The organism is Planomicrobium sp. CPCC 101110 (assembly GCF_007859395.1).
Lineage (GTDB): Bacteria > Bacillota > Bacilli > Bacillales_A > Planococcaceae > Planococcus.
In genome coordinates this window covers 85,340-98,840 of sequence record NZ_VOHD01000003.1, presented here as the reverse complement: position 1 = coordinate 98,840, position 13,501 = coordinate 85,340, and the positions used below count along the sequence as shown (strand labels likewise).

General features: G+C 46.2%; 11 protein-coding genes. 6 read left to right on the top strand and 5 right to left on the bottom strand.

Annotation, left to right across the window (positions count from 1 at the left end; all coding sequences use genetic code 11):
• Positions 1 to 229 precede the first annotated feature (229 nt).
• Positions 230 to 1,441, top strand: a complete 1,212-nt coding sequence (locus tag FQV30_RS00740) for an MFS transporter (protein WP_146498240.1) — start codon at positions 230 to 232, stop codon at positions 1,439 to 1,441.
• On the opposite strand, the gene FQV30_RS00735 is transcribed toward FQV30_RS00740, so the two are convergent.
• On the bottom strand, positions 1,438 to 2,403 hold the full coding sequence (locus tag FQV30_RS00735) for a bile acid:sodium symporter family protein (protein WP_146498239.1): 966 nt from the start codon (positions 2,401 to 2,403) through the stop codon (positions 1,438 to 1,440). The genes FQV30_RS00740 and FQV30_RS00735 overlap by 4 nt on opposite strands.
• A 204-nt stretch (positions 2,404 to 2,607) precedes the next feature.
• On the opposite strand from FQV30_RS00735, the gene FQV30_RS00730 reads away from it, so the two are divergent.
• Positions 2,608 to 3,315, top strand: coding sequence for a hypothetical protein (locus tag FQV30_RS00730; RefSeq protein ID WP_146498238.1), 708 nt, complete (start codon positions 2,608 to 2,610; stop codon positions 3,313 to 3,315).
• A 146-nt stretch (positions 3,316 to 3,461) separates the two neighbouring features.
• Here the strand turns inward: FQV30_RS00730 and trxB are convergent, their stop codons facing one another.
• Together trxB and FQV30_RS00720 are read right to left on the bottom strand one after the other, a co-directional pair.
• On the bottom strand, positions 3,462 to 4,436 hold the full coding sequence (gene trxB, locus FQV30_RS00725) for a thioredoxin-disulfide reductase (RefSeq protein WP_146498237.1): 975 nt from the start codon (positions 4,434 to 4,436) through the stop codon (positions 3,462 to 3,464).
• 219 nt (positions 4,437 to 4,655) lie between these two features.
• Positions 4,656 to 5,225, bottom strand: coding sequence for a histidine phosphatase family protein (locus FQV30_RS00720; protein WP_146498236.1), 570 nt, complete (start codon positions 5,223 to 5,225; stop codon positions 4,656 to 4,658).
• 191 nt (positions 5,226 to 5,416) lie between these two features.
• Here FQV30_RS00720 and FQV30_RS00715 point away from each other — a divergent pair, with 191 nt between their 5' ends.
• Positions 5,417 to 7,345 (top strand): S9 family peptidase, encoded by a 1,929-nt coding sequence (locus tag FQV30_RS00715; RefSeq protein ID WP_146498235.1) that lies wholly within the window; start codon positions 5,417 to 5,419, stop codon positions 7,343 to 7,345.
• 58 nt (positions 7,346 to 7,403) lie between these two features.
• Here the strand turns inward: FQV30_RS00715 and FQV30_RS00710 are convergent, their stop codons facing one another.
• On the bottom strand, positions 7,404 to 8,270 hold the full coding sequence (locus FQV30_RS00710; RefSeq protein ID WP_146498234.1) for an HAD family hydrolase: 867 nt from the start codon (positions 8,268 to 8,270) through the stop codon (positions 7,404 to 7,406).
• Positions 8,271 to 8,509: 239 nt separating this feature from the next.
• Between FQV30_RS00710 and glcT the strand changes: the two genes are divergently transcribed.
• The 3 genes from glcT to FQV30_RS00695 all read left to right on the top strand — a co-directional run bounded on the left by glcT (position 8,510) and on the right by FQV30_RS00695 (position 12,500).
• Positions 8,510 to 9,352, top strand: a complete 843-nt coding sequence (gene glcT, locus FQV30_RS00705) for a glucose PTS transporter transcription antiterminator GlcT (RefSeq protein ID WP_146498233.1) — start codon at positions 8,510 to 8,512, stop codon at positions 9,350 to 9,352.
• A 175-nt stretch (positions 9,353 to 9,527) separates the two neighbouring features.
• On the top strand, positions 9,528 to 11,597 hold the full coding sequence (ptsG, locus tag FQV30_RS00700) for a glucose-specific PTS transporter subunit IIBC (RefSeq protein WP_146498232.1): 2,070 nt from the start codon (positions 9,528 to 9,530) through the stop codon (positions 11,595 to 11,597).
• Positions 11,598 to 11,708: 111 nt separating this feature from the next.
• Positions 11,709 to 12,500: an endonuclease/exonuclease/phosphatase family protein gene (locus FQV30_RS00695; RefSeq protein WP_146498231.1), complete on the top strand. Its 792-nt coding sequence runs from the start codon at positions 11,709 to 11,711 to the stop codon at positions 12,498 to 12,500.
• 58 nt (positions 12,501 to 12,558) lie between these two features.
• Here FQV30_RS00695 and FQV30_RS00690 read toward each other — a convergent pair whose 3' ends face one another.
• On the bottom strand, positions 12,559 to 13,497 hold the full coding sequence (locus tag FQV30_RS00690) for a Gfo/Idh/MocA family protein (protein ID WP_146498230.1): 939 nt from the start codon (positions 13,495 to 13,497) through the stop codon (positions 12,559 to 12,561).
• Positions 13,498 to 13,501 lie beyond the last annotated feature (4 nt).

The window sequence follows — 13,501 nt, the reverse complement described above, 5'->3', positions numbered from 1 at the left end:
TTCCCATCGGCATACCCGTCTATTCAAAGAAATAAAACTTCTTTCATCAAAAAACCTTATTTGCCAAAAAAACCGTCTTTTTGTCGCACAATTCTATCAATTGCCTTATATTATAGCATAGATAATCTTTTCACCACGGCAAAAGGAAATAGTTTCCACTTGAAAAGGCATATTATTCAAAGCGAATTTATAGAAAAGCGGGCGCGATTCTCTGGAAGGAGGGCTATCGGTGGCGGCATTTTTCATTATCATCATTTACTTGGCTTTTATCAGTTTAGGTTTGCCAGACTCGCTTTTAGGCGTTACTTGGCCTGTGATGCAACCGGAGTTCGGCGCGCCGCTTGAAACCGCAGGACTGCTTTTTATGGCGATGGCAGGAGGAACAATTGCATCGAGTTTGGCAAGCGGGGCCATGCTGAAGAGGTTCGGAACAGGAAAAGTCGCTTTTGTGAGTTCTTTCATGACGGCTGCTGCATTACTGGGCTTCTATTTCTCGCCTTCACTCGTCTGGCTCTTCCTATGCGCGATTCCTCTTGGCCTTGGAGCCGGGGCAATTGACGCCGGCTTGAACCATTATGTCGCCTCGCATTACAAAGCACACCACATGAACTGGCTGCATTGCTTTTGGGGAGTCGGGGCCACCTTGGGCCCGGTTGTCATGGCTTCCGTTATTTCAGGGGACAGTTCCTGGCGAAACGGCTATTTGGCGATTGCCGGCATCCAGTTTGTTCTCGTTATTATTCTGTTCTTCTCACTGCCTTTGTGGGATCGGATCGCCGCTTCTCCTTCAGATACCGAGAAGACTGAAGAAGAAAGCAAAGGGACAGAGGCCATAAAACCGATGCAGATCAAAGGCGTCAAATTGACGTTGGCCGCTTTTTTGTTTTATTGCGGAGCAGAATCGGCTATCGGGCTTTGGGGCAGCAGCTTTCTGGTCAATGCGAAAGGCTTGTCTGTTGAAACAGCGGCCAAATGGGTGTCGCTTTATTTTGGCGGCATAACACTCGGCAGGTTTGTTACAGGATTTTTGTCGTTAAAGGTCAGCAACCGAACGTTGATCCGCGCCGGACAGCTAACGGCGCTTGCAGGAGCACTCCTGCTGCTGTTTCCATTTCCGGCCAGTTTCTCACTTGCTGGATTTGTCTTGACCGGTTTGGGATTGGCTCCGATTTTTCCAGGCATGCTGCATGAAACTCCGGCGCATTTCGGAAGAATGCATGCCCAATCCATCATGGGCTATCAAATGGCAGTTGCTTATACAGGCAGTTTATCATTGCCGCCCCTTCTCGGCTTTCTCGCCTCACAATCCACAATCGCCATTTTTCCTTTTGTGGTCGCTTTTTTCATTGCGGCGATGCTGTTGAGTTCGGAAATGTTGAATGCTTTTTTCAAAAAGAAGCCCATCTTAAGCGGGGAAAAGAAAAAGCCGGCAGTGTTCTAATCTTGGACGGGTAATTTCCTAAGCCGTTTTTCTTCTGACAGATCCCTTTTGCCAAACCAGTCGGCGATCCATGCCCCAATCGATAAGTTGAAAATCATATTAAAAATCGGCGCGACCGTACCGAGTTCCCCAATGAACCGGAACGCCAAAATCGCTGCCAGGGCAGTATTGCATAAACCTACATGGAACAAGGCCGCCCGCGCGTCCCCTTCTTCGAGGCCAAGTTTTTTCGCAACAAAGTATGCTGCCCCCATAGGTAAGACAACTTGTATCAACGTCGTTCCGGCAACCAGCGGAATCAAATCCGCTTCCGATGAAATTGCCGCTTTCCCACTGCCTATAATAGTGTGGACAATCAAAAGCAGCGCCAAAGAAGACCCTAATTTTGTCACAGCTTTGGAATAGTCTTTCAATCCTGCCATTCCCCGCTGAGCCAGCAGGCCGATTCCCATAGGCATGACTACAATAAGAAGAAAAGATTGAAGCAAATCAAAAAAGGAAATCTCCACTTGTTCACCGGCCACCCCCAGCATTGCAAGTGGTGTGACGATTGGGCTGATTGCAATATCGAGCAAAGACGCAGCTACCACCAAAGAAGCATTGCCTCCCGCTAAAAAAGTATAGACTGTGGCAGCTGTCGCACTCGGCACCGTTCCCGCCAAAATCATTCCGGCTGCGATTTCCGGCTGTGATGAAAAGAAACCATATGCCAGTGCAATGGAAACTGCTACTGTCAGCGTCCACTTCAAGCCCATCAACAGCATCAATTCCTTTGTCTTCTTCCGAATTTCTTTGAACGCTTCCAAATTCATCGATAATCCGGCAAAAAAGATGACGACGCCCAAAAGCATACTAGGCACCCACGAAGATACTTGCCAGTAGACGGGTGAGAAATAAGTGCTCACCGCTACAAGTAAAATAAGCAAAGGCAATTTTTCAGAGATCCATTTAATTAACGCCATACATGGTTCAGTCCTTCCTATCGGCACACATTAGCCTAACGGTTTGAGCACCTGCCGTTTAGCCCTCATTATACGTGAAATTAATTTAATAATTCAGTGTTTGTTCACTTCTTTCACTTTTAATTACTAAAATTTGAATATTAGCGAAACCTTAACAAAACGTTATTGAAGTAACTGCCGCTTTGGCAGAAAGGAGGAAGTGATTTGCTGCAAAAGACTTTTCACTTGGTTATTTTGTTGTTTATCGGGGTCATTGTTTCTGCATGCGGCATAAATACAGGAGCTAATGGAGAATATCCATACGGACATTATGAAGATGACAGAATGATAGGAACCGTATCGGAAATTGGTGAAGACCGAACCAGCATTATTGTTGATATTTCTGAATGGGAAAAGCGGGATAGAAAAGGTCCAAGCATGACAGATGAAGGCTATTCTTATATTGCTAATTTGTCGGAAGAAACACGAATAACATACGAAGATGGAACTGAAGCCCATATCGATGATGTGAAAAAGGGGCAGAAGGTATTGGTCAATCCGCCAAGAGGAACTGGCTTTGAAGGGCATCCCGATGAAATCATCCTATTGGAGATGTCTTACGAAGAAAAATATTCACGTTTTTTATCGCATATGGATGGCGTCAATATTGTTGTAATGTATGAAAATGGAGAAAAGCTGCCTATGGAAATGCAGGACCCACTATACGAAAATGTATCAAATATATTGGAAGGTACAGGACACAGCGCTGTAGCTGCATGGATAGAATACGATAAAAATTACGTTGTCGATTATAAAGAAGAACTAGATCTTGACCGCTTTCCGGCAATTCTTGTATACGACCAGAAAGAACTTCTTTTCAAAGCCTATAATGTTGATGATTTGTACCGTTTCCTTGAAAATATGAATGAATAGCCTTGGCTCAGTTCCTGAAGGAGCGGTGGTATTTTGCAAACCCATACCACCGCATCATGGTTACAGACAAGCAGTTCTATGCAAAAGAAAAAAGAACCCTCATCCTGAGAGTTCTTTTTGTTTGGCAGTGCAATCCCGGCCAAGATTTATTTGGCTTTGTCATAAGAAGGTTCCGATAAGGTCTGGCTCCAATCCACAATTTCCTGGCCTTCGAGAAAACGTTCGGTGTCCATGGCCGCCATGCAGCCGGATCCTGCGGCGGTGACCGCTTGGCGGTATTTCTTGTCCTGCACATCGCCGCAAGCGAAGATGCCCGGGATGTTCGTTTCTGTTGTGCCTGGCTTCACCCGGATATAGCCGGTTTCGTCCGTATCGATCTGGCCATTCAAAAAAGCGGTATTCGGGGTATGGCCGATAGCAACGAAAATCCCATCCGTTTCAATCACTTCCAGCTCTCCGCTTTCCCCATTCCGCACTTTGAGCCCGCTCACCTTTTGCCCATCGTTCAACACTTCAACCGGTGTATTGTTCAATTTCCATGATATTTTTTCGTTTTGACGGGCACGATCCTGCATGATTTTCGATGCGCGCAGTTCGCTCCGGCGATGGACCACGACAACTTCTGATGCAAATCGCGTCAGGAAACTCGCTTCTTCCATGGCCGAATCTCCGCCTCCCACCACGATGATTTTTTTCCCGCGGTAAAAAAAGCCGTCGCATGTGGCACATGTGCTGACACCTGTCCCAATATTGTCAATCTCGCCTGGAATCTGCAGTAATTTTGCCGATGCGCCGGTCGATAAGATCAAAGCTTCTGTCTGGATTTCGCCCAAACCGCTGACTTGAAGTTTGAACGGCCGCTGCGACGTGTCGACGGCTGTCGCCCAGCCGCTTTTGAAAACCGCCCCAAAGCGCTCTGCCTGTTTGCGCATGTTGTCCATCAATTCGGGTCCCATGATTCCATCAACAAAACCCGGAAAATTTTCAATTTCAGTGGTCAGCGTCAATTGGCCGCCGGGCTGGTCTCCATCGATGACCAGCGGATCCATATTTGCTCTAGCTAAATAGATCGCCGCCGTGAGGCCGGCAGGGCCTGTTCCAAGAATCACTACTCTATGCATAAATCGGCACCTCCAACTTAGAATGAATGTTCAACTTATTACAGCCTGTCTATTCTTCCGTCCGCGAGATTCCAAAGGCTTTTGCATTTTAGATTCTTTATAAATACCCCGATTTCCCCCTGCTCAACCCCATTCCTATGGACGCGGTTTTTCAGTTTTTCGCCTTCTCCCCGATTAACCCGATATACACATATATTCATCAGCAGCAGGTGCCTTCGACTAGTTTCGTAAAACGTAGGAAACACAATTCCAATGCTTTGCGCCCAGCTTTCTTTTGCCTTTCCAACCTTTTCTCTGTAGTTCCTTCGCTATCAGCATGTTAAAAAATCCGTGGCCAACGAGTGCGACCGAGCGGTATTCACGGGAATAAACGATTAAATGCTGTGCCGCCTTTTCCGCCCTCTGTTTCGCTTCCTTTAACGATTCACATTCATTGGAGTACCCGCCAAACCATAGGATCCTCAATAAAATTGCCCACGAAGCCGGCCTTGCTTTAATATTGAATAGTTTCATTGAACCGGCAGGCAGCTCAGTTTCCCGAAACAACGCATCCTTGAGCACCCCTGCTTTTAAGTTCAACAACTTTGCGGATTCTACGGATCTTTTCAAATCACTGGTGATAACAATGTTTGCCGCCGTTATTTTTTGAAACGTCTCGGGAGGGCAAACAGGCTCTTCAGAAATTCCATGCAAATCGTAATTTTTAGCCCACTCTTCAAACTCCTTGAAAGTGACTCGGCCCTTATGAATGAATTGAGATTTCCCATGCCTAATCAGCGATATTTCCATAACCCCTCTTTGCCTCCCTTGTCAGTATTCCATATAACCAGTTTACTAAGTCCACTAAAACTTTTTTTCTTGAATATAAGGGTATAAAAAATCAGTCCAGACATAAAATTATTTTTAATATTAGAACAATTTCGGTTTTCGTAATGATAAACTGGAAAAAACCGATTTCAAATAGAGCGGGAGGAAAAAGGATGGCTCAAAAAACAACGGCCCCATATGGCAGCTGGAAATCCCCGATATCAGCCGATTTGATAACGCAAGACGCAGTCGGAATCGAAAATGTGTGGTTGGACGGCCAAGATTTTTACTGGATAGAAGCATTGCCTTCGGAATCCGGGCGCAATACTGTGATAAAACAATCATTGGAAGGAAGCCCAATCGAACTCACGCCAGCGCCTTTCAACGTCCGGACCCGTGTCCATGAATATGGCGGTGCCCCGTTTTTGGTTCACGGCCCTAATCTGTATTTCTCCAATTTCGAAGACAACTTGCTGTATCGGCGCCAGGAAAATCAATCCATCGAACCGATTACAACAGACCCGAACCACCGATACGCCGATGCGGCAGCCGATCCTTTGAGAAGCCGCATGTATTGGGTGCGCGAAGACCATACCGAATCGGCGATTTTTGCCGAGACTACTATTGTCGCCATGGACTTGGACGGCAACAACGAGAAAGTCATCGTCTCCGGCAATGATTTCTACTCCAATCCGCGCATCAGCCCTGATTCCAGTCAACTGGCTTATCTGACCTGGAACCATCCGAACATGCCTTGGGACGAAACGGAGCTTTGGGTAGCTGACTTGAATGCCGACGGTTCCGTTTCCGATGCCAAGCGGGTGGCCGGCGGAGCGGACGAATCAATCATTCAGCCTGTTTGGTCACCGGACGGCAGGCTATATTTTATTTCCGACCAGTCAGGCTGGTGGAACATTATGCGCCAAAACGAAGAAGGGATTGAAGCGGTCTGTCCGATGGAAGCGGAGTTCGGTTCGCCAAGCTGGATATTCGGCAGGTCGGATTACGCTTTTATCAGTAAAGCGGCGATTGTTGCCGCTTACACCCAAAATGGAACGCGCCGGCTTGCAAGAATTGACGTGCAAACCGGGAAGATTGCTCCTTTTGATATCCGTTTCAACTCTTTTTCTTTTATCCGGTCGAACGGGGAGGACATTGCTTTTATAGCGGCTTCTCCATCAGAATTCCCTCGTGTTGTCCGAATGGATCCCGAAGGAACACGTGTTGAAGAAATCAGAGCTTCGGCCAGCCTGGCCGTGGATGCCGATTATTTGTCCATTCCTGAATCGATTGAATACCCGACTGAAGGCGGAAAAACGGCGCACGCCATTTACTATCGGCCGACAAATCCTGATTTTACGGCTCCTGAAGGTGAAAAGCCGCCATTATTGGTGCATGTCCATGGCGGACCGACAAGTTCCTCCCCTTCAACACTTAATCTTGCTACACAGTACTGGACCAGCCGCGGATTTGCGGTAGTGGATGTGAATTACGGCGGATCCACTGGCTATGGCCGGGAATACCGCGAACGGCTAAAAAACAATTGGGGCATTGTAGATGTGCAGGATTGCGCCAATGCTGTAAAGCACCTTGTTGAGAAAGGGGAAGCTGACAGCAGCCGGGTGGCGATTGCCGGAGGCAGCGCCGGCGGATATACAACACTCGCCTCTCTCGTCTTTACCAGCGTATACAATGCCGGAGCAAGCCATTTCGGATTGAGCGAACTGGAAATCTTCGCACAGGAAACGCATAAATTCGAATCGCGGTATATGGACGGGCTTCTTGGCCCTTATCCGGAAGCGAAAAAGGTCTATTACGAACGCTCACCTATCAATTTCACTGATCAATTGTCCTGTCCGGTCATTTTCTTTCAAGGCACTGACGACAAGATTGTTCCGCCAAATCAAGCGGAATTGATGGTGGAAGCGTTGAAAACGAAAGGTTTGCCGGTCGCTTATGTGTTATTCGAAAGCGAAGGCCATGGCTTCCGGATAGACCGAAACATCAAACGGGCCATCGACGGCGAATTCTATTTTTACAGCAAAGTCTTCGGGTTCACCCCTGCGGATGAAATTGAACCGGTGCCGATCGACAATCTTTGAAAAAGATAAAAGAAAGCCATGACAGTGCGCCGTCATGGCTTTCTTTTTCTATGGACCATTACTGCGTTTTCACAGCCAAGACATTCGATTTTAAATAATGGCAGACGCCGTCTTCATCGCACGTGAATTCTGTTACGTCGTCGGCAATGGCTTTGATGTGGCCGGCGGCATTTTTCATGGCCACGGCATAGCTGACATATTCGAACATCTTCACATCGTTATCGCTGTCGCCGATGGCCAGCGTCTCACAGCCAGCCAATCCGAAATGCTCAAGCATTTCTTTAATGCCGCTGGCTTTGCTGACATTTGCCACCATCACTTCTGCATTGTGCGGTGAAGAAGGAGTCATCGTGAAGTCCATCTTTTTCTGGAGCTGCTTAAGCTCTATTTTCCAGTTGTTGATGTGTTCTCTGGATCTTGCAAAGAAATAAAATTTTGAAAAATGAGTGCCTGTAATCGTTTCTTTCCACGCAATTTCTTCATTGATGGCTTTTTTGCGGGAAATCCATTCGTTGATTTCAACCCCTTCAGGCTGGGGATCCCTGACTTCGGCTTCTACATACTCCCTGTCTTGCTGGAGCACCATTCGAGGTTCATTGTATGGAAACAGCTCATAATAGATTTTGTTTTTCCGTGCCCGTTCGATGACGGTATCCACCAGCTCACGCGACAGCGAATGCTCGAACACCGCTTCTTCCCCGACATATCCAGACATGCCGTTGGCAGTGATGATTCCATCTACCGAAAAGCCTTCCGGAAGCATTTCCTTCAATTCTGCTGACGATCTGCCGGTTGCGATAAAAACAAAAATGCCTTCGCTGCGGAGCTCATCAATGATCGTTTTCGTATTCATGCTTACTTTGTTGTAATGGTTCAAAAGGGTGCCGTCCATATCCAAAAAAACAGCTTTCGGTTTTATTGCCAATGCGCTTCCTCCTTGTTTTGCAGTTGATATGTATTTAGCTAGTATACGCTTAGCCATTTCCAAACTCAACGATGCCCCATCAAAGCAAAATCAAAAATAAGAATTAGGATGAATTAAAAACTTATATTGAATATAATGAAGAATGAAGAAGTGTCCGCAATGACGTATACTAACGAATAAAGATCTGTTTACGCAAGCCAGTCATGCTACCTATGGCCTGCTGGCGGATGGAGGCTGAAATGAAGCAGATATTAACTATAAAAAAAGTGCTGAACAATAATGTGGTCATCGCTCAGCACGATATATATAAAGAAGTTGTCTTGATCGGCAATGGCCTCGGCTTCAACCGGGCAAAAGGCGAACCTATCTCATTTGATAAAGCGGATAAAACCTTCCTGCTGAAGGACGAAAAAGAAAAAGAGCAGTATGTTAATTTGGTTCCCCATATTGAAGAAAATTTGATCGGATTCACCCATGAATTGCTCCTGTTTATCGAAAAGGAAATGGGCAAGGAACTCAATGAGCATATTCATGTTGCACTGACTGACCATCTCGCCTTCGCAATCAACCGCGCAAAAAAAGATATGCAGTTTTCCAACCCATTTCTATATGAAATCGAAGCGCTCTATCCAAAAGAGTACGGCGTGGCAAAGGCTGTGGTGAGACGCGTGGAAGAGCAGATGGATATCGAGTTTCCTGAAGGCGAGATCGGCTTTATCGCGCTTCATATCCATAGCGCCGTAACCGACAAGTCGCTGCGCGACATCAACCGCTATAACCTTCTCATCTCGCAGCTCGTCGAAATTATCGAAGCCAACCTTAACCTTCATCTGCAAAGGGACGATGTCGACTACCACCGGCTTATCCAGCATCTTCACAGGGCAATCGACCGGGCGCACCAAGGACAGCCTTTAGGCGAGGAAAATAAACTGGAAGAGCTATTGAAAAAAGAATATCCCGTATGTTATAATCTTGCCTGGAAACTAATTAAAGTTATGCAGAATCAATTGAATAAGCCAGTCGATGAAGCTGAAGTGTTATATTTAACCATTCATCTTCAACGTTTGCTTCATAAATCTTAAATCAACCATACGTGTTACTGATTCGATCAGGCATGAGTATGAAAAGATGTACAGGTTACTCAAGGGGGAGGTCTCTCCTTTTTTAACCGCTTCTTTTCTGCTCATGCCTTTTTGTTTTGATTGGATGGCTTCAATTGGTTTTCCGCTTTTATTTTTTAATAAGGAGGAATTTTTCATGTCTACTAAATCTGCAAAGTCCAGCAACCTGTTCGGCACGATGCAAAAGGTCGGTAAAGCATTAATGCTTCCGGTAGCGCTCTTGCCTGCAGCAGGTATTCTCTTGGCTTTCGGAACGAGCTTTGCACAAGACTCGTTCTTAGAAGCGGTGCCATTTTTCGGCGCTGACTGGATCCAAAAATTATTATTCGTTATGGCAGAAGCGGGCGGAGTCGTCTTTGATAACTTGCCATTGCTATTTGCGGTCGGGGTGGCCATCGGTCTTGCCGGCGGTGACGGAGTAGCGGGCCTTGCGGCCATTATCGGCTACTTGATCATGAACGTCACCATGAAAGCATTCGGCGACATTACCACAGAGATGACAACTGATCCAAAATACGCCGAGGTGCTGGGCATTCCAACACTTCAAACGGGTGTTTTCGGCGGTATCATCGTCGGTGTATTAGCGGCTTTCATGTATAACAAGTTCTTCAACATCAAGTTGCCTCAGTTCCTTGGATTCTTTGCAGGCAAACGCTTTGTACCAATCGTTACTGCTTTTTCAGCGGTGTTTCTAGGCATTGTCATGTTCATGGTTTGGCCATTCGCCCAAAACGGCCTGAATGCGCTTTCGCATTTCATGCTCGAAACCAACCGGACACTTGCCGCTTTCGTATTCGGGACAATTGAACGTTCATTGATCCCATTCGGTTTGCACCATATTTTCTATTCACCATTTTGGTTTGAATTCGGTTCTTACACAAATGCTGCCGGAGAAATCATCCGCGGCGACCAGCGGATCTTCTTCGCTCAGCTGCAGGATGGCGTCGAATTTACAGCCGGCACATTTATGGCTGGTAAATTCCCGTTCATGATGTTCGGCCTTCCAGCGGCAGCGCTTGCCATTTACCACTGCGCACGCCCTGAGAAAAAGAAAGTTGTCGGCGGAATCATGGCTTCAGCTGCTTTGACTTCTTTCCTGACTGGAATTACAGAGCCGCTTGAATTTTCTTTCTTGTTCGTTGCACCGGTTCTTTTCGGTATCCACGCTGTTTTTGCAGGATTATCGTTCATGATCATGCAAATTCTTAATATTAAAATTGGTATGACTTTTTCAGGCGGACTAATCGACTTCTTGCTATTCGGCGTTATGCCTGGAAGAACCGATTGGTGGTGGGTCATTATCGTAGGTGCTTTCTTCGCAGTCATTTACTATTTCGGTTTCCGCTTTGCCATCAAGAAGTTCAACTTGATGACGCCAGGCCGTGAAGAAGATACGGAAGAAGACGAAGACGACGAAGAAGTCGGCGACCTTCCATATGAAATTCTTGCAGCAATGGGCGGCCAGGAAAACATCACTCACCTTGATGCTTGTATCACCCGCCTGCGCGTCAGCGTAGAAGACAAAAACAATGTAGACAAAAACAGACTGAAAAAACTTGGTGCTTCCGGTGTTATGGAAGTCGGCAACAACATCCAGGCAATCTTCGGCCCAGTGTCAGACAGCCTGCGCGGACAAATGCAAGATATTATCAATGGCAAAAGACCGCGTCCACAAGCTGCTGCTCCAAAAGCGGCAAAACAGGAAGAAAATGTTGCTGTAAGCAAGGCTGCATTGGAATTCAGCAGCCCGCTTACTGGAGAAATTTTGCCGATCAGCGAAACTCCTGACCAGGTATTTTCCGGCAAAATGATTGGCGATGGTTTTGCAATCCGCCCAACAGACGGAAAAGTCGTTTCACCAGTCAACGGAAAAGTTGTCACTGTGTTCCCTACAAAACACGCCATCGGAATTGCAGCAGACAATGGCACAGAAATCTTGATCCACATCGGAATCGATACGGTCCACTTGAAAGGCGAAGGCTTCACATCGCATATTGAACAAGGCGACCTTGTTGAACAAGGGCAAGTATTGATGGAAGTTGATTTGGATTATATTGAAAAAAATGCGGCCTCTATCGTTACACCAGTCGTCTTTACGAATCTGGAAGAAGGCCAAACTATTGAACTCAAAAAATCCGGCATTGTAAAAGCCAACGACCAAAACATTATTTTAATCACTCCTGCGAAAACAGATGCATTAAGCTAAGTTTTCAACTTTCAAAGCCCGGCTTTCCGCGAATTCACTTCGCTGTTAGCCGGGCTTTTCTTAATCTGAACCGAAAATGAGCTTGCCATAAAGATAGAGAGGATGATGAATATGAAACTGCTCACGTTGAACTGCCATGCTTGGCTGGAGGATAACCAACTTGAAAAAATCGCCCACCTGGCCCAAGCCATCAAAGAAAAATCATACGACGTGATTGCATTGCAGGAAGTCAACCAATCCATTAAGGAACAGCGGATCACCAAAACCCTTACACAAGATAACTATGCAATTGTTTTGCTGCAGCAGTTAGAAAAACTTGGTATAGCCGATTATTCACTCGTATGGGATTTTTCCCATTTCACCTCCGGTAAATATGAAGAAGGTTTAGCTGTTTTAACAAAGCATCCAATCATAGAAGAACACTCTTTCTTCGTCAGCAAAGGCATCGATCCGGGTGTCTGGAAAACCCGGAAAATTGTCGGGGCAAAAATTGAGTATAACGGCAGCCCTATCTCTTTTTACTCCTGCCATACAGGCTGGTGGCACGATGTGGAAGAACCTTTCAGGCAGCAGGCGGATTTTCTTTTCCAGCAAGTGAACAAGAAAGAGCCTTTCTTTCTTTTAGGCGACTTCAACAACAACGCTTTTTCAACCGGAGAAGGCTACGACTATTTGATGGCCCATGGGCTCTATGACACTTACACTCTCGCCCGGAACAAAGATGAAGGCATTACCGTCAAAGGAAAAATCACCGGCTGGAACAACAACAAAGAAGATCTGCGCATCGACCTTATTTTGATGAGCGAACCGCTTCCGGTCATTTCTTCAAAAGTCATTTTTAACAATGCCAACAAACCCGTTGTCTCTGACCACTTTGGTGTTGAAGTGGAAGTCGAAGCATAAGAAAAAGACCCTCTTCCTGCAGAAGAGGGTCTTTGCTTTCTTATCCGCCACTACCGTTTTATTGGAGCAGTTTCACGACTTTCCTGGAGATGTCATGGGTATTGATGGCGGACTCCACTTGCTTATTGTTCACGCACTTGATGAATTCTTCCAGCTCATAATACATCGTGTCAAATTCATGCGGAATTGAAAGATCTTCTGTTTGTCCGTCCCTGTATTTGATCACGATTTGTTTAGGGTCGCTGATTCGATCGATTTCGATCACGCCGTCCTCGCCTTGGATTTCGCTCGGCAAATAAGAATCCGATATTTTGGAATACATGATGACCGCTTCTACGCCGTCGTAATCGAAAATCATGCTGCCTTGTCCATCCGCGCCGGTAGACAACAAATATGTATTTTTCAGAACCGCTTCCGGCTCACCGGCCAAATGGACGATAGGTGCGATGCAGTAAACCCCCAAATCCTTCTTTGCACCGTTCCCAAGTTCCGGCTTGAAAGCATTCTCTACAATGCCTTCTTTGTATTTATCGTATCGGGAAGAATATTGGTTGTAATGGAAAACAAAACGCCGAAGCTGCCCAATCTTATCTATATTCTTTTTCAGATTAAGAAAAGACGGCGTTACCGTAGACTTCATCGCTTCCATATAGGTTACTCGATGTGCCTTTGACGCTGCAATGACCCGGTCCATTTCTTCGACGGTAACGACTGCGGGCTTTTCGCAAAGAACATGGATGCCGTGCTCTATTGCAAGCAAACTATGTTCCACGTGGAACGAATTGGGCGAGGCAATGTATACAGCGTCAACGGTTCCGCTTTGGAACATTTCCGCCATATCCGTATACACATTTTCAACTCCGTACCTTTCCCCAAACTCTCTGCCCTTTTCTTCGGTCCTGGAATAGACAGCCCCGATGCTGAACTCAGGATGCGCTTGCGCCGCTTTTATAAAACGGTCAGTAATCCAATTCGTTCCGACAATTCCAAATCTCATGGCA

What these genes read in the sequence shown, in the direction of transcription:
- FQV30_RS00690 (WP_146498230.1), bottom strand. Translation starts at nt 13,497, where the DNA reads ATGAGATTTGGAATTGTCGGAACGAATTGGATTACTGACCGTTTTATA.
- trxB (WP_146498237.1), bottom strand. Translation starts at nt 4,436, where the DNA reads ATGCATAGAGTAGTGATTCTTGGAACAGGCCCTGCCGGCCTCACGGCG.
- FQV30_RS00695 (WP_146498231.1), top strand. Translation starts at nt 11,709, where the DNA reads ATGAAACTGCTCACGTTGAACTGCCATGCTTGGCTGGAGGATAACCAA.
- FQV30_RS00735 (WP_146498239.1), bottom strand. Translation starts at nt 2,403, where the DNA reads ATGGCGTTAATTAAATGGATCTCTGAAAAATTGCCTTTGCTTATTTTA.
- glcT (WP_146498233.1), top strand. Translation starts at nt 8,510, where the DNA reads ATGAAGCAGATATTAACTATAAAAAAAGTGCTGAACAATAATGTGGTC.
- FQV30_RS00715 (WP_146498235.1), top strand. Translation starts at nt 5,417, where the DNA reads ATGGCTCAAAAAACAACGGCCCCATATGGCAGCTGGAAATCCCCGATA.
- ptsG (WP_146498232.1), top strand. Translation starts at nt 9,528, where the DNA reads ATGTCTACTAAATCTGCAAAGTCCAGCAACCTGTTCGGCACGATGCAA.
- FQV30_RS00720 (WP_146498236.1), bottom strand. Translation starts at nt 5,225, where the DNA reads ATGGAAATATCGCTGATTAGGCATGGGAAATCTCAATTCATTCATAAG.